Origin of the sequence: Pediococcus acidilactici (assembly GCF_016127815.1) — a bacterium.
Classification (GTDB): domain Bacteria; phylum Bacillota; class Bacilli; order Lactobacillales; family Lactobacillaceae; genus Pediococcus; species Pediococcus acidilactici.
The window spans coordinates 1,867,219-1,887,638 of record NZ_CP066046.1; the positions used below are offsets into that span (position 1 = coordinate 1,867,219).

At 39.8% G+C, this 20,420-nt stretch carries 23 protein-coding genes and 1 pseudogene; 11 read left to right on the forward strand and 13 right to left on the reverse strand.

Annotated features, from left to right (window positions below; all coding sequences use genetic code 11):
• Positions 1-342: 342 nt before the first annotated feature.
• From I6H64_RS09090 to I6H64_RS09105, 4 genes are all read right to left on the reverse strand, one after another.
• Positions 343-1,530: an acetate/propionate family kinase gene (locus tag I6H64_RS09090; protein WP_056985121.1), complete on the reverse strand. Its 1,188-nt coding sequence runs from the start codon at positions 1,528-1,530 to the stop codon at positions 343-345.
• Between the two features lie 82 nt (positions 1,531-1,612).
• Complete coding sequence (locus I6H64_RS09095) at positions 1,613-2,983, reverse strand: NAD-dependent succinate-semialdehyde dehydrogenase (RefSeq protein ID WP_002832634.1); 1,371 nt, start codon at positions 2,981-2,983, stop codon at positions 1,613-1,615.
• 305 nt (positions 2,984-3,288) lie between these two features.
• Positions 3,289-3,711: a large-conductance mechanosensitive channel protein MscL gene (mscL, locus tag I6H64_RS09100; RefSeq protein WP_008841488.1), complete on the reverse strand. Its 423-nt coding sequence runs from the start codon at positions 3,709-3,711 to the stop codon at positions 3,289-3,291.
• Between the two features lie 452 nt (positions 3,712-4,163).
• Positions 4,164-4,484, reverse strand: a complete 321-nt coding sequence (locus I6H64_RS09105; RefSeq protein ID WP_002829375.1) for a DMT family transporter — start codon at positions 4,482-4,484, stop codon at positions 4,164-4,166.
• A gap of 244 nt (positions 4,485-4,728) precedes the next feature.
• Here I6H64_RS09105 and I6H64_RS09110 point away from each other — a divergent pair, with 244 nt between their 5' ends.
• The 6 genes from I6H64_RS09110 to I6H64_RS09135 all read left to right on the forward strand — a co-directional run bounded on the left by I6H64_RS09110 (position 4,729) and on the right by I6H64_RS09135 (position 10,377).
• The gene (locus I6H64_RS09110; protein WP_008841490.1) at positions 4,729-5,700 is read left to right on the forward strand and encodes a LacI family DNA-binding transcriptional regulator; all 972 of its coding nucleotides are present in this window, start codon (positions 4,729-4,731) and stop codon (positions 5,698-5,700) included.
• 210 nt (positions 5,701-5,910) lie between these two features.
• Positions 5,911-6,228 carry a PTS sugar transporter subunit IIB gene (locus I6H64_RS09115; RefSeq protein ID WP_002829377.1) on the forward strand — a complete coding sequence of 106 codons (318 nt, stop codon included), beginning with the start codon at positions 5,911-5,913 and terminating at the stop codon, positions 6,226-6,228.
• Complete coding sequence (locus I6H64_RS09120; RefSeq protein WP_002829379.1) at positions 6,218-7,477, forward strand: PTS sugar transporter subunit IIC; 1,260 nt, start codon at positions 6,218-6,220, stop codon at positions 7,475-7,477. Before I6H64_RS09115 ends, I6H64_RS09120 begins: the two co-directional genes overlap by 11 nt.
• 3 nt (positions 7,478-7,480) lie before the next feature.
• Positions 7,481-8,575 carry a DUF871 domain-containing protein gene (locus I6H64_RS09125; RefSeq protein WP_036685314.1) on the forward strand — a complete coding sequence of 365 codons (1,095 nt, stop codon included), beginning with the start codon at positions 7,481-7,483 and terminating at the stop codon, positions 8,573-8,575.
• Between the two features lie 20 nt (positions 8,576-8,595).
• On the forward strand, positions 8,596-8,931 hold the full coding sequence (locus I6H64_RS09130; protein ID WP_036685316.1) for a PTS sugar transporter subunit IIA: 336 nt from the start codon (positions 8,596-8,598) through the stop codon (positions 8,929-8,931).
• A gap of 213 nt (positions 8,932-9,144) precedes the next feature.
• The gene (locus tag I6H64_RS09135) at positions 9,145-10,377 is read left to right on the forward strand and encodes an alpha-L-fucosidase (RefSeq protein WP_036685318.1); all 1,233 of its coding nucleotides are present in this window, start codon (positions 9,145-9,147) and stop codon (positions 10,375-10,377) included.
• Positions 10,378-10,456: 79 nt separating this feature from the next.
• Here the strand turns inward: I6H64_RS09135 and I6H64_RS09140 are convergent, their stop codons facing one another.
• Positions 10,457-10,834, reverse strand: a complete 378-nt coding sequence (locus I6H64_RS09140; protein ID WP_008841496.1) for a DUF805 domain-containing protein — start codon at positions 10,832-10,834, stop codon at positions 10,457-10,459.
• Between the two features lie 73 nt (positions 10,835-10,907).
• Positions 10,908-11,213, reverse strand: a complete 306-nt coding sequence (locus I6H64_RS09145) for a hypothetical protein (protein ID WP_024862802.1) — start codon at positions 11,211-11,213, stop codon at positions 10,908-10,910.
• Positions 11,214-11,643: 430 nt separating this feature from the next.
• On the opposite strand from I6H64_RS09145, the gene I6H64_RS09150 reads away from it, so the two are divergent.
• From I6H64_RS09150 to I6H64_RS09160, 3 genes are read left to right on the forward strand one after another with little or no spacing between them, the layout of a single operon-like run.
• Positions 11,644-12,339 carry an MmcQ protein gene (locus tag I6H64_RS09150; protein ID WP_232623505.1) on the forward strand — a complete coding sequence of 232 codons (696 nt, stop codon included), beginning with the start codon at positions 11,644-11,646 and terminating at the stop codon, positions 12,337-12,339.
• The gene (locus I6H64_RS09155; RefSeq protein ID WP_056985122.1) at positions 12,332-12,880 is read left to right on the forward strand and encodes a GrpB family protein; all 549 of its coding nucleotides are present in this window, start codon (positions 12,332-12,334) and stop codon (positions 12,878-12,880) included. The genes I6H64_RS09150 and I6H64_RS09155 overlap by 8 nt, the downstream gene beginning before the upstream one ends.
• Positions 12,881-12,920: 40 nt before the next feature.
• Positions 12,921-13,409: a prolyl-tRNA synthetase associated domain-containing protein gene (locus I6H64_RS09160; protein ID WP_008841500.1), complete on the forward strand. Its 489-nt coding sequence runs from the start codon at positions 12,921-12,923 to the stop codon at positions 13,407-13,409.
• 209 nt (positions 13,410-13,618) lie between these two features.
• Here I6H64_RS09160 and I6H64_RS09165 read toward each other — a convergent pair whose 3' ends face one another.
• The gene (locus I6H64_RS09165) at positions 13,619-14,308 is read right to left on the reverse strand and encodes a type 1 glutamine amidotransferase domain-containing protein (RefSeq protein WP_008841501.1); all 690 of its coding nucleotides are present in this window, start codon (positions 14,306-14,308) and stop codon (positions 13,619-13,621) included.
• Positions 14,309-14,310: 2 nt separating this feature from the next.
• Positions 14,311-14,640: an ArsR/SmtB family transcription factor gene (locus I6H64_RS09170; protein ID WP_008841502.1), complete on the reverse strand. Its 330-nt coding sequence runs from the start codon at positions 14,638-14,640 to the stop codon at positions 14,311-14,313.
• 167 nt (positions 14,641-14,807) lie between these two features.
• Between I6H64_RS09170 and I6H64_RS09175 the strand changes: the two genes are divergently transcribed.
• Together I6H64_RS09175 and I6H64_RS09180 are read left to right on the forward strand one after the other, a co-directional pair.
• Positions 14,808-15,839 (forward strand): NADP-dependent oxidoreductase, encoded by a 1,032-nt coding sequence (locus I6H64_RS09175; protein WP_008841503.1) that lies wholly within the window; start codon positions 14,808-14,810, stop codon positions 15,837-15,839.
• An 88-nt stretch (positions 15,840-15,927) separates the two neighbouring features.
• Positions 15,928-16,191, forward strand: coding sequence for a helix-turn-helix domain-containing protein (locus tag I6H64_RS09180; protein WP_066027137.1), 264 nt, complete (start codon positions 15,928-15,930; stop codon positions 16,189-16,191).
• Between the two features lie 21 nt (positions 16,192-16,212).
• Here the strand turns inward: I6H64_RS09180 and I6H64_RS09185 are convergent, their stop codons facing one another.
• From I6H64_RS09185 to I6H64_RS09205, 5 genes and pseudogenes are all read right to left on the reverse strand, one after another.
• Positions 16,213-16,932, reverse strand: a complete 720-nt coding sequence (locus I6H64_RS09185) for a winged helix-turn-helix domain-containing protein (RefSeq protein WP_056985124.1) — start codon at positions 16,930-16,932, stop codon at positions 16,213-16,215.
• A 112-nt stretch (positions 16,933-17,044) separates the two neighbouring features.
• Entirely contained in the window at positions 17,045-17,533 is a 489-nt protein-coding gene (locus I6H64_RS09190) for a GNAT family N-acetyltransferase (protein WP_052017560.1), read from the reverse strand.
• A 10-nt stretch (positions 17,534-17,543) separates the two neighbouring features.
• Positions 17,544-18,947, reverse strand: coding sequence for a C4-dicarboxylate transporter DcuC (gene dcuC, locus I6H64_RS09195; RefSeq protein ID WP_008841505.1), 1,404 nt, complete (start codon positions 18,945-18,947; stop codon positions 17,544-17,546).
• Positions 18,948-18,958: 11 nt separating this feature from the next.
• Positions 18,959-19,893: pseudogene (gene rihC, locus I6H64_RS09200) on the reverse strand (ribonucleoside hydrolase RihC).
• A 305-nt stretch (positions 19,894-20,198) separates the two neighbouring features.
• Entirely contained in the window at positions 20,199-20,417 is a 219-nt protein-coding gene (locus I6H64_RS09205) for a hypothetical protein (RefSeq protein ID WP_008841507.1), read from the reverse strand.
• Positions 20,418-20,420 lie beyond the last annotated feature (3 nt).

Genomic DNA, 20,420 nt, shown 5'->3' on the forward strand with positions numbered 1-20,420 from the left:
ATATTGCTTAAGCCACATTATGAAGTTAACACTATTGAAAGTCAATAGGAAATATCAAATAAATTTTAATTAGACAAAACCAAAAGAGCGTGGAACAAGTTTACGGCGTAACTAAAAATCGACCACTATGCCTGAATTGGGCATAATGATCGATTTGGAATTGAACGGAATAAACTAACTTTTGGCGCACGTCTTGACGCTATTAAAGCCAAAATTATTTTTTCAAAAAAGTTTCTTTGGGGAAAAGAATTTTTTTAGTTTTTCCGATTCTTTAGGCTTAAATTTTAATAAATGAAGTAACAAAAACCAATCCAGCAGTTCTGCTGTCACACTTTAGGGAGATTAATTTGCCAAACGTTGAACGTCTCGTACAATCATTAATTCTTCGTTAGTAGGAACCACTAACACGTCTACCGCAGCATTGTTAGGGCTGATTTTCCGTTCTTTGCCCCGGACGTCATTGCGGGAGGCGTCGACTGCCAAACCAAAGTAACTAAGTTGGTCAGCAATTTTTTTGCGTACTTCAATCGCATTCTCTCCGCAGCCTGCGGTGAAGACAATTGCGTCTAAACCGCCAAGTTCTGCAACGTAGCTTCCGATAAAACGGACAACCCGATTAATGAACATATCTAAAGCCAGTTGCGCTTGGGGGTTGGTAGGTGCAGCTTCTTCCAGATCCCGTTGGTCGGGAGAAAGCTGGGAGATGCCTAATAAACCTGATTTTTGGTTGAGGATGTCAACAACTTCTTCTACGCTAATTTCTAATTTCTCAGCTAGGAAAGCCACGAGGGAAGCATCCAAATCGCCTGCTCGAGTCGCCATCATTACCCCGCCTAGCGGAGTGAAGCCCATCGAAGTATCGATAACCTGACCGTGGTCGAAGGCGGTGATTGACGAACCGGATCCCAAATGGCAGGTGATTAATTTTAGGTCTTCTAACGGCCGATCGAGCATTTCGGCAGCCCGTTGGGCAACGTAACGGTGGCTAGTTCCGTGCGCACCATATTTCCGCACACCGTACTCGGTGTAATACTCGTAAGGAATGGGGTAAAGGTAGTTTACTTTTGGCATTTCTGCGTACAATGAAGTGTCGAAAACGGCGACTTGTCGCGCTTTAGGCAATAGCTGCATGAAAATCTCAATATAGCGCGCCTCAATGGGGTTGTGCAGCGGGGCGTACTGGGAGAGTTCCTTAATCTGAGCCAAAACTTCATTGTCTACTAAGACAGAATCTTTAAAATACTCACCCCCAGCGACAACGCGATGACCAATTCCGCTAATTTCGTGAAGATGTTCCACGACCCCTTGATCTTTTAGGTACGAAAGCACCATGGTAGCTGCTAAATCGTAGGTAATATTATCTTGGGTAATGCGGTACTTTTCTTGCCCGGGTTGTTGAGCAGTAAAAACGGAGGCAGGCAAATCAATTCGATCAACCAATCCGCTCGCTAAGATTTGCTCATCAGGCATGGAGAATAATTTCCATTTCAAAGTTGAACTACCAGCATTAATAACTAATTCTTTTAACATACGTCATTCCTCACTAACTCCGACAATTTTAAACGAACTTATGAATCCGCTTACATTTTAATAATAAACGATTTAACGATTTTTATCCATCAATAATCGTCTTAGCGTTAACAAATTCGCGAATTCCCAGGTCACTTAATTCCCGTCCGTAGCCTGAAAGTTTTACGCCCCCAAACGGAAGGCTTGCGTGTGAAGTTAGCATTTGGTTAATGGCGACTTGACCAGTTTCGATTTGGGAAGCGAGCTTTTCAGCACGGTCTAAATCGCCAGCAAAGACGGTACCGCCTAGTCCGTGTTGTGAGGCGTTTGCGAGCTCAATTGCTTCTTCGTCACTGTCGACTTTATAAACTTGTGCAACTGGACCAAAGAGCTCTTGGTCATACATCGGATTGTCGGGTTGCATGCCACTAAGAATCAACGGGTGGAAACTAGCGCCAGGCCCTTCAAACGGCGTATTGTCTCCCCAAAGCAATTCAGCACCGCCGGCGATGGCCATATCAACCTGTTTTTGTAGTTTTTCTTGAGCAGACTTGGAAGAAAGTGGCGCAAGAGTAGTTTTCGGATCTTGGGGATCACCAATTTTTCGTTTAGCAAACTCCGCGATTAGTCCGTCTAAGAACTGGTCGTAAACTTTTGAATTAATAATGAATCGTTTAGCGGAAGTGCAAACTTGTCCAGCGTTGGTTAACCGGGCTTTCGCGCCAACTTTAATTGCCTGGTCAAGATCCGCATCTTCCGTAACGATGAATACGTCGGTTCCGCCTAGCTCCATGGTCGATTTCTTCAGGTTCGCGCCAGCTTCGGCCGCAATCTTCTTTCCGGCGCCTTCCGAACCAGTTAAAGCGACTCCTTGAACACGTGGATCAGCAATGATGGTGTTGACTTGGTCATAGTTGATCAATAAGTTTTTGAAAGCTCCGGTAGGGATGCCAGCTTTTTGAGTAACCGTGGCAAAGGCATCGGAACAGTCCGGAATTATGCTAGGATCCTTCAATAAAACGGGGTTTCCCACCATGAAATTAGGAGCAAATACGCGCATGATTTGGGTGTACGGGAAGTTCCAAGGCTCAACTAACAAAATTGCCCCAATGGATTGGTATTTAACGTGAGCACGAACGCCCGGAACGTCATTGTAGGGGGTGTCTTCCAATAGTTTAGCGGCGTTTTGGGCGTAGTATTCCGCAAACTCAATAGTTTTTTTAACCTCTGCTTGTGCTTCGGTGAAAAGCATTCCCATGTTGGTAGTGATTAAACGGGCGTAGTCATCGAGATTTTCCCGGAAGGTGTCCGCAATTAATTGTAGTTTCTCAGCTCGTTTTTCGATAGGTTGAGTTTTGGCAAGTTGGTAAAATTCATCGGCATTTTTTAAAGCAACTTCGACCTCTTGATCAGTGGTGCTTGGATATGTTTGAATTAATTTTCCAGTATATGGATTTACAGATTGGTATGCCATAAAAAAATCAGCTCCTTTTTCGTTATGGTTCTATTGTGCAAAAGAATGCGCTTACATTCAAGTAATATCGCTTATTTGTTAAAAAATAAATTTAAGCTCTTTTACGTGGAGGGAAAAGTTTGGTTTTTGGTATATCCCAAAAACCCGATTGAGGTTCTTCATTTTTCGACCGTTTTTAAGGTCGCTTTCAGCTAGTTAAATGAACTTAAATTTAAGTTCAGCATTCCTGAATTGACGGTAATATAAAACGAGACCCGGTAATTTCCAGAGTCTCGTTATGAAGGTTAAATTAAGTTAGTAATGGATTACTTTTCACTGGAGCTAGACTGCTCACGGACTTGTTCAAGTAAGTCGGGGTCCTTGACCAACGCATCACGGATTTCTTTTAAATAAATTTCACTATTATCAACTTCATCAGTGTTTTCTTCCTCTGCAGCTTTCTTAGGTACAAACTTATTAACGGTTTTTACGATAATAAAGACCACGAAGGCGATAATTAAAAAGTTAATGACGGCGTTGATGAAGCTCCCAAATTTAAAGGTAGCGCCAGCCACCTTGAATGACCAGTCTGAAAAATCAATTCCTCCAACGAAAAGGCCAATTAATGGGTTAATTAAATAGTTGACCAACGCCTTAACGATTGAAGTAAAAGCACCCCCGATGATAACCCCAACGGCTAAATCAAGGACGTTTCCACGTGAAACAAATTCTTTAAATTCCTTAAGCATATGTAGTACACTCCCTATTTTAGATGATGCCGGCACTTTGCATTAATCGGCCGACAATAATTTTAACTTTGGATGATTCCCTTCGTTAATTACCATTTCTAGTTTAACATGGTCAGCCATAATTTAAGTGGTGGACGAATTTTACCAATTTAGTAAGGATTAGAGTGGCAAATTAAAAAAAGAGGCTGAAAAAACTAAAGAAATGCTTTTCATGGATGAAAAGATTCTTAAAAAGTCGTTTTGGTGTTTTGCCTTCAATAAAGCCAAAACGTGTGCCAAAAGTCAGTTGGTTCCACTTAACCAAAAATTGACCGTCGGGCCTGATTTTGGCATCATGGTCAATTTTCAGTTAATGCTCGCAAACTACCCGACTTTGGTCACACTCTCTTTGAATTAAGCGGAACCTGTCGCCCTTTGAAGCTAGTAAATTAAGCGAGTCGTTCTATTTAATCTTAATTTTCACCGTAAAAACTAAGAATCACGACCCCCACAATGATGAAGAAGATTCCTAAAATATTGCCTAGGTTGATCGGTTCCTTCCAAAAAAGGAACGCAATCACGGCAGTTAGCAAAATGCCAATGCCTGCCCACACTGCATACGCAATGTTTAGGTTAATTGTTTTTAGCGAAAGCGAGAAAAAGTAAAAGCAAATTCCATACGAAAGTAACGCAGAAATGCCGTAAACTGGACGCGTAAAACCGGCTGACGCCTTTAATAAATTATCTCCAATTAATTCACCAACGATGGCAAATGATAAATACATATACCCCATATCTTTGACCTCTAATTCTGATTTAACCCCTTCATCATAACAGAAATTATTAAATAAAGTATTAGTTATAAAAAATTTAGCGGGTGAAATTTTATGCGGGTTGGTGATTAGTAAATTGAAGAGAAGACGTTGAAAACTAACAAAGTTCTAAAAGACAATTCCACAAATCTATCTCAAAGCGGGTGGTAGTTTGATACAATCAACTTAAAAACATCACAGTACGAGATGATTTAGGAGGATTGAAATGGCGACGGTTAAAGATGTGGCGTTACGGGCAGGAGTCTCGTTGGGTTCAGTTTCAAATTATTTGAATGGCAAAAGATTAAAACCCAAGACTGCTAGTCGAATCAAAAAAGCCATGGATGAACTCGATTATCATCAAAATATTATTGCAAGTGGGTTAAAGAAGAACAAAAGTATGTCAATCGGGATTGTAGTAAATAGTTTGACCGACTTTTTTTCAATGTCGATTGTATCCGAAATTGAAAATTACGTGGAAAATTATGGCTACAGCATTATTATCTGTGATTGCCGAGAAGATAAACAACGTTTTGAAGAAAAGATCGAGTTCCTGTTAAACCGCTCGATTGACGCAATTGTAGTCTTTCACCAAGACGAAAGTTCTCCCATGTTGGAAAAAGTGGTGGAACAAGCCGTGCCGATTGTAGCAATTGACGCACCGATTCACGGGATTCAATCCGACGTGGTTTTAGTTAATAATTATGAGTCATCGCGGGAAGGCGTGGTGGATTTAATTAACCGCGGTTACCAAAAAATTGGCATTATCTCGGGGCAACCTCGGAATTACATTTCCCGAGAACGTCAGGGCGGATATGAAGATGCTCTAAGAGAACATGACTTACCCATTAATCAGCAGTATATTTGGCAAGGAAACTATACCATTCAATCAGGAGTGGAGGGGACAACCCGCTTACTTACTAAGCACCCGGAAATTGAGGCGCTTTTCGTGATCAATTATTATATGTCATTAGGTGCTTTAAAGGTCTTGAGACAAAATTTTTCAAAAAGGCACGTTGAAATGCTAGTGTTTGACCACTTTTTTGTTAACGATATTTTTTATCCATCAATTAGCTCGATTGAACAACCGGTCGCCACGATTGGAAAGACGGCGGGACGACTATTGATCGAACGTTTGGTGAAAGGTAAGGAAGGCAATTATGAAACTATTTATTGTAAAAATAGCCTACGTACTTAGGCAGCGCTAGTGGCTTTAAGGACGGATTGGCAAATAAAAGTAGGTAATTAAGTTTGCAAAATGTTTTTTGAAAGCGCTTGCGTTATTTAGAGGGGCGTGTTATTATTTCGGTGAAAATGAAACGATTCAAAAGAAGGTGGTGATGTTCAGCAGGAAATTTTATTTTTACTCTAAAAATGAAACGTTTCAAATCTAAAGGAGGAATTTATCATGAACATTTTATTAGCGTGTGGTGGCGGGATGAGTTCGTCAATTTTGGCGGAAGCTTTGAGCAAGGAAGCCCAAAACAACGGAGTTACTTGGGAAGTTAACGAGTCTAGTATTGACCGCGTCGAAGACGACTTACAAGAAAAGGATTATCAAATTGTCCTTCTCGCACCCCAAGTTTCGTTTAGGAAAAAATACATCGCCGGATTAGCTGAAGAAAAGGGTGCTAAATTAGTGCTGATTCCAATGACGATGTACACTCCTGCAAAGGCAAAGGAACTGTTTCAACTAGTTAATAAGGAGGCTGACCATGAACTTTGATACAATTTCCGAGAAAATGGGAGCGGTGGCCAACAACCGCTATTTAACCGCAATCCGGGACGGGATGGCTGTAATTATTCCCGTTTCAATTATTGGTTCGTTCTTTACAATTTTATTGAATTTACCAATCGATGCTTGGAAAGCATTTATTCAACCCTATGCATCCATGTTGTCAATTCCAATGTACTATTCCATCAGTTTGATGGCGGTCTATTGTGTATTCTCGATTACTTCTAGTTTATGTAAATTTTATGATTTAGACCCAGTTTCTACATCCGTCTTAGCTGAAATGTCATTTTTTATTTTAGCAATTGTTCCAAACGTTTTAAGTGCTAAGACAGCCGGAATGGAACCAGGAACTTACCTTCCATTGGCAAATATGGGAGCTCAAGGACTGTTTACCGCAATTCTGTGTGCCATTTTTTCAGTAGAAGTAGTGCGGTTCTTCTATAAAAAGAATTTAATTATCAAAATGCCAGAGGGCGTACCAAGTGCGGTGGGGAAATCGTTTAGCGCATTAATGCCTGGGGTAGTAATTATCGTGGTGTCGTTCGTTCTAAAAGAAATTTTGAAGCTGGACGTTAATGGAATTTTGACCTGGATTTTCTCGCCGATCGGCTACTTTGGTCATGATACCTTCCTTTCTGCGGTAATCCCGGTATTCTTGATTACCATTATTTGGCTCTTCGGGGTGCACGGAATGGTTATTGCCACTCCAATTCTGTATCCATATTGGTACGCTAACCTCAATGCCAACACTGATGCAATCGCGCACGGCGGCGCACCAGTTCACTTTATGACGGAACAATTTTTCCAATGGTTTGTTTGGGTCGGTGGAGCCGGAGCCACCCTTTCCTTAGCGATTCTACTGGCATTTTTCAGTAAGGCCAAGTTTAGTAAAACGATGGGGGCAGTCACCATCATTCCGGCCATTTTTAACATCAACGAACCGTTGATTTTTGGAATTCCTATCATTATGAACCCTTATTTTGCGGTACCGTTCGTACTTGCACCAACGGCAATGGCGGCGGTTACCTATTTAGCAATGAAATTGCACATGGTCGCGTACACGACCGCAGTGGCACCGTGGACGTTACCAGGCCCGATTGGAGCGTGGATGGCGACCGGATTTGACTGGCGAGCAATCGTCTTATGTATAGTGAATATTTTGATTTCGATGGTGATTTATTGGCCATTCTTTAAGGCATACGATAAAAACCAACTTAAATTAGAGAAAGTAGATGACTAGGTGATGTTTGGCATATCAGTTTACCCAAGTAAACAAAGTACAGCAGAATGCGTCACGTACATTGATAAAGCGGCTGATTTAGGTTATCAGCGTTTATTTACGAGCTTAATTGAATTGGAAGGCGATCCAGAGGAAACCATTGCTCGTTTTAAAACTGTGATTCATCACGCCAAGCAACGAAAGATGTGGGTGAGCTTAGACGTAAATCCAGGTTTGTTTCAAAAATTGAACGTTAGCTACGATGATTTGTCCTTTTTTAAAGACCTAGGAGCCGATATTTTACGCTTAGACATGAGTTTTGACGGGATGCCGGAATCATTGATGACCTATGATGAGCACGACCTTACGATTGAAGTGAATATCAGTAACGATACTGGCAACGTCGCGAACATTTTGACTTACCGACCACTAAAATCAAAAATGATTGGGTGCCATAACTTTTACCCGCAACGTTATACCGGATTAGATACCGAATACTTTTTGCAAACAACCCAGAAGTATAAAGAAATGGGCTTACGAACGGCAGCATTTGTTTCATCCAACGTTGCCACGCAAGGTCCCCATCCCTACAATGCGGGATTGCCAACTCTAGAAATTCACCGGGGGCGGCCAATTGTCGAACAAGTGCAATATTTAATCAGTACTAAATTAATTGATGATGTAATTATTGGCAATGCTTGTGCTAGTGATGAAGAACTTGCCCAAGTGGCAAAGCTAAATCAACAGTTGCCCGAGTTCTTGATCCAATTTACTCCAGGGACTACGGAGTTAGAAAAACAAATTATTTTGAATAATTTACATTTCAACCGCGGAGATATTAACAGCTACGCAATTCGGTCGACCTTTGTTAAGTTGAAGTATCGTCAGGTCAATATTCCGGTTAATAACGCGAAGCATCAACTGACCCGAGGAATGGTAACGATTGGTAATGATGATTTTGGACAGTATAAGGCCGAGGTGAACATCGTTAAGCAACCGATGGAAAATGCTGATGAGCTTAAAAATGTGGTTGCTACAATCGTACCGAATAATCAAGCGTTGATTGACTTCATCCAGCCTTGGGACAAGTTTAAATTTATCGATGTGGACAAGTTTTAAATGGAAACGGGGAATTTGATTTGGAAGGTTTAGAAGAAATTTGTTTTGAAATAATTAGTCACTCGGGCCAGGCGAAGGGCTTACTGATGGAAGCGGTGGGCGATTCGCGAGCGGAACATCCAGACTATTCGGCAATTGAAACGATGCTAAAAGATGCTCGAGACGAGTTGAAGGTTGCTCAAAAAGCGCATTTGAAGGTGTTATCCGACTTTGCGCAATCGAGGCAAGGAGATGCGGTTAATCCGCTATATATCCACGCGGAAGATCAGATGATGTCAGCAGAAATCTTCCTGGACTTACTTAGTGAACTGATTACTACTAATAAGGAACTCCAAGAAATAAAGCAACAGCTTTAAGGATAACTGCAACTGAGGCTGTTTTAGGTTGAATTTGAGGTTCAATTGAACTTCAGAATTAGTTTAAAAATGAATTTAACGCAGTTATTCAATAAGCTAATAAAAATACGTTCCCGTTCTCGCTTTCAACGATTAACTAAACTATAAGGCCATTTTTAAACCGGTTAATCTATCAAGACAGCTGGAACGGGAATTTTTATTGAGGTAAATTTAATGATGGTAGAAGACAAGATTTTAAATTTTGAAAAGATGGGTTTAGGGTTATTTATTCACTGGGGTCTCTATGCGCACTTTGCGGAAGGTGAATGGGCGCAAAATATTTTAGAGGTTCCAAATTACTCGCAAGCCTTTACGCATTTTAATCCCGATCCTAAGAAAATTCGACAGTGGGTTACCCTGGCAAAACAAAATGGTTTTAAGTACATCGTGTTAACGGCCAAGCATCACGACGGTTTTTGTCTGTTTGACACTAAGGGAATTTCTGAATTTGACAGCATGCACACGCCTTTTAAAGCAGATGTCATTAAGATCTTTGTTGATGAATGCCACCGACAAGGAATCGCTCCGTTTTTGTACTTTGCCACCTATGATTGGCATAATCTTAAATATACTGCGGACTTTCCGGGATACCTTGCAGAGTTACGGCAGCTAATTCGACTTTTGGCAACGAATTACGGAGAAATTGGTGGTTTTTGGTTTGACGGTAATTGGGACAAACCGGATGCAGATTGGCAGACGGACCAGTTATACAGCGAGATTCGCCAACTTCAACCGCAAGCAATGATCACCAATAACACGGGCCTAGAACAGCAGGGGGTTAATCAAGGCGAGGCCGTGGATGTCCTAACTTTTGAGCGTGGTAATCCACAAAATATCAAACATGAGCAGCACGGCCGGTACTTTGCTGCAGAAACTTCGATGACGCTTAACCGCCATTGGGGCAACGCAGAAAATGATTTAGATTATGTGGCTGCTCGCCAATTAATTGAACAAATTTGTCAATCTCGTAAAGTAGGAGCCAACTTACTAATTAATATCGGGCCTCAATTCGACGGTTCAATTGATTTACCAAGTCAGGCGCTTCTTGAATTGGTCGGCAAATGGATGCGAGTTAATGGAACGGCAATCACAGCCACCGCTAACGGAACTCATCCAACGTATATCGCTGAAAATAATAATAAAAACTTCATTAAAGGTGACTATTTGTTTGTTACTGGCTTGCAGAACATCGGGAACCATAACGTGGTGCTGGGTGGCGAACAGGCACAAGAAATTATCTTTCAAGGGCAGATGCCCCAACGAAAAATTAAGCAAATTGTTTGGTTGGATAATGGGCAATCCGTGGATTTTCAACAAAGTTCAGATGAGCTAAAAATACTTGCTGACAGTTTCCGGTACGGCACGCACCTAGTAGTACGGGTAGCCCAAATCACTTTTGTAGATTAAGCTATATTCAACAAACTAAAACGAGACCCAGGGAAAAATTCCCTAAGTCTCGTTTTTAAAATAGAATATTGAAGTTCAATTATGCGCGTTGCCCATCCCAGCGGTTAGGCTTAGATGGTAAGATCATTAAAATGAAGAACCAGATTGTTCCAATTAGCGGAATTAGGTCAATTAAGACCCACCACCCGGAACGATCCGTGTCGTGCAAACGACGGAACTTAAGTGATAAGGTTCCTACCCAAACGATTAAGGTAACGATTTGTACCACTACGTTAGTGCTCAAGTCCTGCCAGTTATAAATATCATCGATGGGATGTCCCATTAAATTTGTGATGATACTAACTGCTAAACCGCCGATGATGTAGTTAATAATTACTGGCCACCAATATTCGGCACGTTTTGCGGTACCAGAAAAATCAAATAAATTATTCCAGAATTTCTTGTATGCAGTTACCATAAAATTCTCCCCCTCGAGTAAATTTAAAATTAATACCAGCTTTTTAAGTCTTCAGATCGTTGGACGTCGTTATTTAAAAGTCGGTGAAAATAACGGGATTAATTCCAGATAAATTTAATCCGTATAGGAATAAAACTAATCCATTGATCACCAGCGACATAATAATGATGCCGTAGCGAATCGTGAGATAACTAAAACCTGCCGGTCGCCAAGCGGTAAAGCGTGGTCCCCGGTAACCGATTGCGATTAATAATAAGCCAACCGTAATAATTATTTGAATGACGGTTCCCACTACGTAAATTGGGTTACTAGGATGATTTAACTGGATGAAGTAAGTTCCGAGAGCTAAAAAATCCAGAAAACACGCGAATAATGGCATAAGCTTCTCCTTAATTTAACTTAATTATTAAGTACAATTGAAGTTCAAAAAAACACCAACAATTAATTATTACACTATTCTTACCAATCTTAAAGAAATATGATAATACTGGGTTTTTCTTAATTATAAGGGGTACTAATTTTAATAGCGATTTTTATGCTTGTAACGATTAGTAGCTATAAATATCCCGAAAGAATTAGTGATGAAAGATTTAATAAAGTAACGATGATTTCTCAGAGCTAGAAAAGTATTTTGAAGAAAATAGATGGCTGGATAAGCCTATGGGAGTGTCAATCAGGGGAGTGGTGCTGGGTAACTTTTTGGTTAAGTAAGCAACCCGTACATAATTATTTAGGTGAGCTCTATTATTCCGAACAGGTTGTGTTAAATTGGACTTGAAGAACAACGAAAATGTATGGAGGAAAAATCTTTGGAAATCGAAGATGAGATTTTAGGAAACTTGAAACCGGTTAAGCAACGGTTGCTAAAGTATGGTTTTCAAGAAAAAGACGGTCAACTAGTTTTTACCAGGAAAATTATCAATGGTGATTTTTCGGTAAAAATTAGCGTAGCCCCCACTGGACAAGTTACGGGGCACATTTTTGATTTAGCGTTTGGCGATGAATATACCAATTTCCGAGCAAAATACGTGGCTGGAGAGTTCGCGGGTAAGGTTCGTGAAACCTATGTAGCACTTTTAAAATCAATTGCCGACCAATGTTTTACGTTTGATAGTCATGCGCACGTAGGCCAAAAATGGATTGTCCCTGCTAATCCTAAATATTTTGATGTGGATCAGGCGTTTCGCGAAAATAGCACCATCATTTGGAAACAGACCAGTAATATTAAGGTGAACGACCTGGTGTACCTTTACGTAACGTCGCCGATTTCGGCAATTAGGTACAAGTGTTTGGCTGTGGAAGTTAACATCCCGCAAAATTACCGGGATGCCAATATTAAAATGAATAAGGCAATGCGGATTCATTTGATAAGGCAGTATGACAAAACCCAATTCGCGCTCCCCGTTTTAAAACAGTACGGGGTCACCACCGTTCGGGGACCACGACACATGCCCGAGCAGTTGGCGCATTACATGCAAGTACGGGAGGATGATGACGATGAGTGATTCGCTATCCGATTTATCGTTAGAAGAACTGTGGCAGCTTTTTCCCATCCAGCTGGTTGCCCCTCAACCAAAATGGAAAACTTGGTATGCAGAAGAAGAATGGCGTTTAAAGCAGCTGCTCCCGGCCAACGCGGTAATTAGCCACGTAGGAAGTACGGCAATTGCTAATATTTGGGCCAAACCCATTGTCGATATTTTAGTGGAAGCCCCTCGCGCCAGTCATGCAGCGATTAAAGAAATTTTGGAACAAAACGACTACATTTGCATGGCGCAACGGGAAAACCGGAGTGATTTTAATAAGGGATACCTGCCCCAAGGTTTTGCCGAACGAGTTTTTCACCTTCATTTGCGGGTGCCTGGAGATAATGATGAAATATATTTTCGGGATTACCTAAATAATCATCCCGAAATTGCCCACCAGTATGAAGAATTGAAATTGGCGCTTTGGAAGCCTTATGAACACGATCGTGATGGCTATACGGCTGCCAAGACCGAGTTTGTAAAGAAGTATACGCAGCTAGCTAGAAGGGACAAAGTTTAAGAAGTTATTTAGTTTGAGGTTAAAAATAGGAGGTCTATCAATGGAAGCAAGTCAGCCAGTCCAAGCCAAGTTAACCGAACTCAACATTCCGTTTGAAATTGTCAATTATCCGCCGGCAATGACCACCGCAGAAGCGGATAGTTATATTAAGGGGATTTCGGGAGTTCGCACGAAATCAATGTTTTTAACTAATCGCCGAAAATCCGCGTACTATTTATTAATTATGGATGACCAAAAGCATTTAGACATGCATAAGTTTGCGGAAATCGTGGATGAAAAACGTCTCCACCTTGCTTCGTCCGCCAGTTTAATGAAAAAAATGAAGTTGGCTCCGGGGATAGTTTCCCCGTTTGGTCTATTAAATAACGTTGAAAGGGGTGTCCAGGTTTACTTTGATAAGGACATTGTCGATGAGCAACGGATGAGTTTCCATCCCAATACCAACGAGCAGACCATCTTTTTAGCCACTACCGACTTGTTTAAGTTTATTGAAGCGGTTGGGTTTGTGTACCGGGTGGTGGAATTGTAGTAACGGCAAAGATAGTGGGATAAAAATTGGGCAGTTTTTGAGAATTAACAAAAATTGACCATTATGCCTGGATTTGGCACAATGGTCGATTTTGGGTTAAGCAGACAGAGCTGAATTTTAGCTCCATTAAACTCAACATAATAAAATGGATTTTCAAAAAATTTCCGTTTTTAAAACGGATTTTTTTAGTTTCCGCTTTATTTACCCGTTTATAAAGCAGCAGGTTTTTTCAACGCAGCAATCAATTTCTTGGCTACCGCTCGAACAGAAAATGGATTTTGTCCGGTAATTAAACGACTGTCTTGGATAGCATATTTTCGGTAAGCTAACTTTTGGCGAAAATGGGCGCCGTGATCTTCGGCCGCCTTTTTATTAAGGAAGGGAACTACGGATTTTTTTCCGGCAAGGATTTCCTCACTGGTCGTAAAGCCGGTAATGTTTTTCCCGTTAATCAAGTATTGACCATCTTCCTTAAGATTGAGTAACCCTGCAATTCCGTGACAAACGGAGCTGATGTAGCCATGGTGATGATAAATTGCCATGGCTATTTTCTGAAGTTCAGAATTATCTGGAAAGTCCCACATCACGCCGTGACCGCCGGTGTAATAAATTGCAGAATAATCGGCAGGGTTAACGTCTTGAGGGGCTAGGGATGCCGTCAACGCCCGTTTTTTAAAATCTGCCGACTCGTAGATTTTAAGAATTGCAGAGTCGGCATACTTCATGCTTCGCGGATCAAGCGGAACAAATCCACCTTGCGGGCTGACGTAATCCACTTCAATGCCTGCCTGCGTCACTTCATCAACAAATTCTGCAGCTTCTCCCAGCCAAAGTCCCGTAAGGTCAGTGGTTCCCTGGTAATGATCAACGTTGGTAAGTACTACTAAAACTTTCTGCATAATTAATCTCCTTCATTAATACAATCGTTGATGTGGGTCAGCAAATTTTGTAACTGCTCAATTTCTTTAATTTGGTGCGACAAATAATAATAATTCTTCGTGCCTACTCGCTGGTACTTAATTAAATGGGCCTCACGAAGGATTTTAAGGTGGTGCGAAACTGCGGGGCGGGAAAGCTTTGTCACCGAGGTTAATTCACTTGCGCGTAACCCCTGGCAGGCATTTTCGGCAAGTAAAGCCATAATAATGGCCTGTCGTTTTTCGTCGCCGATCGCAATTAAGAAGTCACTCAAATTAGAAAATTCGGTTTTGATTTGATTTAGGTTGTCCATTTGAAAGCTCCTAATGGTTCATATTTTTAAACCATTTAACCACGCCTAATGAACTAAGTCAAATAAAAGGTTTAAGTTGAAGGACTTGACGTCTTTAAAAAGACAAGGTAAGATACTGCAAAAAGTAATGGTTTAAAAAAATAAACCAATCGGGAGAGTTAAAATTTATGAAAAAACAAAACTTAGTAGCAGAAATTAACCAATATGGACAATCCGAAGTAAATCTTGTTGAACGCGCAATTCCTGAAGTTCAGAATAATGATGTTTTGGTTGAGGTAGTTGCCGCGAGTGTAAATCCGGTCGATTTAAAGATAATTGAAGGTAAATTGAAGTTAATTCTGAAGTACAAAATGCCGTTGAGAGTTGGTAGTGATTTTTCTGGGAAAGTGGTTAAAGTGGGTTCAAACGTTAAAAACTACCAAGTGGGGGATTACGTTTACGGTAGGGTGCAAAAGGACCGGATGGGGACTTTTACGAACTACCTAGTGGTCAATGAAGGTGATCTTGCCTTAAAACCGCAGAATTTAACTTTTGAAGAGGCGGCCAGCCTACCTTTAGTGGCGTTGACTAGCTACCAAGTGCTACATGAAGCAATGCAAATTAAGCCTGGCGACCGGGTTTTAATTCAAGCTGGTTCTGGCGGAATTGGCACAGTAGCAATTCAGTTGGCCAAACTAGCGGGTGCGGAAGTTGCGACTACTACCAGTACCAAAAACGTCGCGTTTGTTAAGGAGCTCGGCGCAGATCACGTGATTGATTATCGTAAGGAAAACTTTGCAGAAAAGTTAAGGGATTATGATTACGTTTTTGACACGTTGGGTGGCCAGAATTTGGAGAATGCTTTTAAGGTGGTTAAACCAGGCGGTAAAGTGGTCACAATTTCGGGAATTCCAGATGCTAAATTTGCCCGTAGTTACGGATTACCGCGTTGGAAGCAAGCGTTGTTTGCGATTGCTTCCCACAAAATAACTAAACTAGCGCGCCAAGCGAAGGCGGATTACAGTTTTTGGTTTATGCGCCCGGATGGCAAAATGTTAGCCCAAATCACCCAGTTAGTTGAAGAAAACAAATTGAAACCCATTATTGACTCAACTTTTACCTTTAAACAGACTCAGGCAGCTTTAGATTATTCTAGAAAAGGGCATGCACGGGGAAAAATTGTCATTGATATTAATCAGGATTTAAGCAAGGAAAAATAGTAATTAGGGCTAGAAGCGGCGGATGTAACACGATAATCGCGTTACATTTGGCGCTTTCTTTATTAATCTGGAAATAAAGGAGGACGTGATGGAATTTTCGAAGGTGTTGAAAAAACGTAGAAAAGAACTTCAAATTACTCAACAGGCTTTAGCGGACCGGTTATTTGTCACGCGACAGACGGTTTCGCGGTGGGAGAATGGATTAAGTTATCCCAACTTGGATGTTTTAGTAAAAATTAGCGAATGCCTGGAAATAACGCTAGACGAACTTTTGAAGGGAGGAGAATTAAAAAAGGTTCTAGTTAATCGAATAGTTTACTGTAACTCGATGACTAGGACCTGTTTAGCTTGAAGAGCTCAACTGCATAATGATTTATGGTAAATCAGTAGGGTGTCGAACCATTTCAGCACGGAATAAGGTGCTTGGTATGTAATATTTATTTTGGATTAATCGATCACCGTGTATATCGAATATATCTTCTGTGATTAGCATAAGCGGTGAGTCATTAATAAATTTACGGCGAAATGTGGATGGATGTCGTTCTGAAACCGCTAAAGTTAAAGTGGAACTAGAAGCTACATTATAAACATCATTTTCTAGAAATTTTACAATGCTTTTTGAATTGTTAAGATCAACAGTGAATTTTTCGATAGTTTCTGGCATAACGATTGCTAGATTATTGGCAACGTTATTTTCACCGCTCTTGTACCAAATGTTGAGGGTGAGGTAGGGGTGATTTTTTACACCAAATAATTGATCGGTGAAAGCACTAGAAGCATTTTTATGATAATAAGTTTCACGACTATCTATCGTAGTCGTTAAAGTAGTTAAAATAGGGGAAACAAAAGTTTCTAACTGTTGGTTGTTAAAAGAACTAGTGTTACTTATATAATGTCCTTTTCCATGAATACTAGTAATAAAGCCGTCTTCTTTAAGAAGAGATAATGCAGTTCTAAGAGTGACACGACTAACGTCAAACTCTTTAGTGAGGATCTCTTCAGAAGGAAGTTTTTCTCCGGAAACTAATTGACCTTGCTCAATCATTTTGAGTATTTTGTTATACACTTGAACATACTTTGCTGGTTGATGCATGTTTAGACGAAGCCTCCGTCCTTTAGATTTAGATGGGAATTAAAAATTAATCCGAATATTAATCATAAATATATGACCAATATTCGGATTAATTAGCTGCTCAATCCATCTATTATCTTAACATTTTCCTTTTAAGATTATAGGTGTAAATGAAGAAATATCCGTATTTTTCTCTTCCAAAAAGTTTGGTTTTATGGGAGAAGCAAAAGCCTAAACTATTTAGAATGTGTATCATGGGCAAATTACTATGGTTAGTTGATATCCATATATTATCTACACTGTTATGATAACCATTTTGAATGATATTTAGGAGTATCCGTTTTGCTATTCCCTGCCCCTTTACTGAAGAATGAACCATTAATCGATGTAAATGCCAATCCTTACCCTTTTGAGTAATACTAATTGCGGCGATATTATCGGGACCAAGTAAGTAAAGAGAATGATTTTCAATATCCTTATTTAGTATTGCAATATTTGGATAATGGTCATCCCATTGAGTAACATTTTCTGAACGCATTTGTTCTTTTGCATCTTGTAAAAGGCTAACTAGTATGGGCAAGTCCTTTATATATGCTGGTCGGAGTGTAGCTAGATTTTGCATGGGCATCTACCTAAAAAATTAGTAACGACATAATAAGCATCATGATTACTCCAAAAGCCATGGGAACCGATGTGCGTTTGACAATTTTTACTGGTGAAAGTTTTGTAGTCCCTGCAACTATTAAAATAACCGCTGCGACAGGAGAAATTGCTCGTAATAGATTTCCAGCTAATTGCATGGGAATTGATAAAGCAATGGGAGAAATACCTGCTGCTTTTGATAGAGGTAATAACAGAGGAATCATCGCATAAAGCAAGGCAGTTCCGCTTCCACTTAATAAAACAATGATTGCTGTAAAAACGACCATAATTACTGGCAAAATAATGCCTGAACTATTCATAGTTTGCATAGTTTTCTGAATTAAATCAATTATTCCTATTGAGGTTAATCCTTGCACAAATACTTGTGCAGAAACTAATAACGCTACAATACTCATTACTCCACCCATACCTTCAAAGAAGGCGCTAGTTTCTTTTAAAACAGTTTGAGGTTGTTTTTTATTAATTATTTCGACAAGCACAGCAATAACAAAACTAAGTAAACTAACTAGTTGAACGCTGATATTTAATGTAGTGTGAGCGAATATATTAGTGAAGAAGACGATTAACAGTAATACGATAGGTAGAAGAGGTAAGAGACCATAAACAAAGGCTTTAAAACCCTTATAATTTATTCTTGCCGCCTGGGTTACGTCTTGTTCTTTATTTTGAGAAAGTTCTGAGGAGTATGACAACTCTTCAGGGTGTTTTTTGTCTTGGTATTTTTGCCATAAATAGTGAACTATAGTAATCGCTAATAAAGTGGGGATAGATACTAAAGCATGTTTTTGAAAAACATAATTGGTTACAGACATGTGGAATTGGGATGCGATTGCGACATTGTCTGCACCCAAAGGCGTAGGCACAATAGTAGCTGAAGTCCCGATGATAGCTGCTGCGGTTAGTCGTGACATACCTGCAGAACGTAATACAGGATATAAGGTTGCAAGAAGTATAATTGCTAAGTTTGAAGCGCTGGGAATCACTAGTGAAAGTAAATTCCCAATAAGAAATACGATCGGAGCTAATAAGTAAATAGATTTAATTTTAGTGATAGGCTTGGTAAGCGCATGGACAGTAACTTGATTAGCGCCTATATGGTTCATGTAAGCACTATAACCACCTAAAATTAAGATAACAAACCCTGGACCCACTAAAGTTGCTGAAAATTGATCCACAATAGCTTGAAATGGATTTAATAAATTTGTTCCAGTGGATTGAGTGACTTTCAGCTCATTGCCTAATAATATAGCAATGTACATTAAAATCAGGCCTAGTGATAAAAGAATCATTTTAATATCATTTTTTTTAAGTAGCATATAAACTAAAATGCTAATAGCTATGATACCAATGACAGAAATTAATATTGCATGCATAAGCTCGCCTCCTATATTGTTTTAGCTACCATTTCGGTAAACCACTTTTCAAATTGCTCAGCATCGACTTCGGTTGCTACCTTTGCGTTTGATTCTTTACCAAGATATCCTTTAAGGTCAATTAATGAAGCACCACCCGTTAGAGTCCCTTGGGTTTCTATAGAAACGTAAGTAGGTTCTATTTCAAACATTTCTGGCTTCAATATCAATCCTAAAGCGAGAACATCGTACATATTCAAGCCCTTACTAAAACTGCCCCCACGGTAATGAGCAAAAAGTGAATAAAACATTTCGCCAATTTTTCCAAGACTTTTGATTTTTTCAGAAGTATTAGGCATTATTTTGGCTTGACGGCCTATTTCCATAGGTGCCATACGAATTGAGATATTGCTATTAAAAACTATTTTTGCAGCTTCAGGATCAACACCAAAATTGAATTCTGATAAAACACCAAAGTTGCCTCTGCCTAGTGCACCGCCCATCAATACAATTTCATGAATACGTTCTTTATCTTGAGGATAAAGATGAAGATAAAGAGCAATATCAGTTAAGGGACCGATTCCTACTAAAGTCACGGGAGTAGAACTAGTTAAAACAGTTTCATGCATTGCTTGTACTGCAGTTTTTGTTACAACGGGTGTAATAGTAGGATTTGGAAAATTAAAGCCATCCATACCGGACTCTCCATGAACGTTGCTAGCATCTTTACTTACTCGAAGAAGCGGGGATGAGCTTCCGGGAACTACAGGAACCTCTTTTTCTAAAAAAGTTAGTAATCTTTGGACATTATAGGTTGTTTTTTTAGGTCCACATTACCTGCGATGGGGCAGATTAGTTTAACATCTATATCATCACTAAAAAGTGCTAGAGAGATTGCGACGGCGTCATCGATACCAGGATCGGTACTAATGATAACTGGGCGTGTTGGTAAGCTATTTATTGCCATAATTTTGAATACTCCTTGAAATGGAATTTATGAAAACGTTTTCGGAATTATTATACAACGTTGTATTATTAAATACAACGTTGTATTTAATATAGTTGATAGAAATTCTACAAAATCAAGGTCACACGAAACTATTTTGATGAGTTCCAAGCTAATTAAACTAATTCAGATTTACTAAATTGTTAAAATAGTGTTTTTATTGAATTTCCACATAAAATAAAAAACCAATTCGTCGTCAAACGAAATGGTTTCTTTGATAACCCTCATGCATAAATGCTAAATAGAAGGTTTTAAAAGTTTATTTTTTAATACTTCTTATCTAAGTTAATCTCCTGAACGCTCTTAATTGCGGACATGTCGAAACCTGCCATATCCTCGACGAAGTCCTTGCTGTCCATATATTCTTTATTCTGTGCGCTGAGATCCCTGGTAGAAGAAACCAAGGCGAAAATTCGGCATTCCCCATCGGTGCCGACTTCTTTATATACATTGTGAACGGTGATGCCGTGTTTAGGAAGGCTCACCAG

Excerpts from the sequence above, each read along its gene's own strand:
- I6H64_RS09170 (WP_008841502.1), bottom strand. The coding sequence starts at position 14,640 with ATGGACAACCTAAATCAAATCAAAACCGAATTTTCTAATTTGAGTGAC.
- I6H64_RS09095 (WP_002832634.1), bottom strand. The coding sequence starts at position 2,983 with ATGGCATACCAATCTGTAAATCCATATACTGGAAAATTAATTCAAACA.
- I6H64_RS09145 (WP_024862802.1), bottom strand. The coding sequence starts at position 11,213 with ATGCCATTATTCGCGTGTTTTCTGGATTTTTTAGCTCTCGGAACTTAC.
- I6H64_RS09155 (WP_056985122.1), top strand. The coding sequence starts at position 12,332 with ATGAGTGATTCGCTATCCGATTTATCGTTAGAAGAACTGTGGCAGCTT.
- I6H64_RS09110 (WP_008841490.1), top strand. The coding sequence starts at position 4,729 with ATGGCGACGGTTAAAGATGTGGCGTTACGGGCAGGAGTCTCGTTGGGT.
- dcuC (WP_008841505.1), bottom strand. The coding sequence starts at position 18,947 with ATGCATGCAATATTAATTTCTGTCATTGGTATCATAGCTATTAGCATT.
- I6H64_RS09135 (WP_036685318.1), top strand. The coding sequence starts at position 9,145 with ATGATGGTAGAAGACAAGATTTTAAATTTTGAAAAGATGGGTTTAGGG.
- I6H64_RS09105 (WP_002829375.1), bottom strand. The coding sequence starts at position 4,484 with ATGGGGTATATGTATTTATCATTTGCCATCGTTGGTGAATTAATTGGA.
- I6H64_RS09125 (WP_036685314.1), top strand. The coding sequence starts at position 7,481 with ATGTTTGGCATATCAGTTTACCCAAGTAAACAAAGTACAGCAGAATGC.
- mscL (WP_008841488.1), bottom strand. The coding sequence starts at position 3,711 with ATGCTTAAGGAATTTAAAGAATTTGTTTCACGTGGAAACGTCCTTGAT.
- I6H64_RS09120 (WP_002829379.1), top strand. The coding sequence starts at position 6,218 with ATGAACTTTGATACAATTTCCGAGAAAATGGGAGCGGTGGCCAACAAC.
- I6H64_RS09175 (WP_008841503.1), top strand. The coding sequence starts at position 14,808 with ATGAAAAAACAAAACTTAGTAGCAGAAATTAACCAATATGGACAATCC.
- I6H64_RS09140 (WP_008841496.1), bottom strand. The coding sequence starts at position 10,834 with ATGGTAACTGCATACAAGAAATTCTGGAATAATTTATTTGATTTTTCT.
- I6H64_RS09180 (WP_066027137.1), top strand. The coding sequence starts at position 15,928 with ATGGAATTTTCGAAGGTGTTGAAAAAACGTAGAAAAGAACTTCAAATT.
- I6H64_RS09190 (WP_052017560.1), bottom strand. The coding sequence starts at position 17,533 with ATGCAAAATCTAGCTACACTCCGACCAGCATATATAAAGGACTTGCCC.
- I6H64_RS09185 (WP_056985124.1), bottom strand. The coding sequence starts at position 16,932 with ATGCATCAACCAGCAAAGTATGTTCAAGTGTATAACAAAATACTCAAA.
- I6H64_RS09160 (WP_008841500.1), top strand. The coding sequence starts at position 12,921 with ATGGAAGCAAGTCAGCCAGTCCAAGCCAAGTTAACCGAACTCAACATT.
- I6H64_RS09090 (WP_056985121.1), bottom strand. The coding sequence starts at position 1,530 with ATGTTAAAAGAATTAGTTATTAATGCTGGTAGTTCAACTTTGAAATGG.
- I6H64_RS09115 (WP_002829377.1), top strand. The coding sequence starts at position 5,911 with ATGAACATTTTATTAGCGTGTGGTGGCGGGATGAGTTCGTCAATTTTG.
- I6H64_RS09165 (WP_008841501.1), bottom strand. The coding sequence starts at position 14,308 with ATGCAGAAAGTTTTAGTAGTACTTACCAACGTTGATCATTACCAGGGA.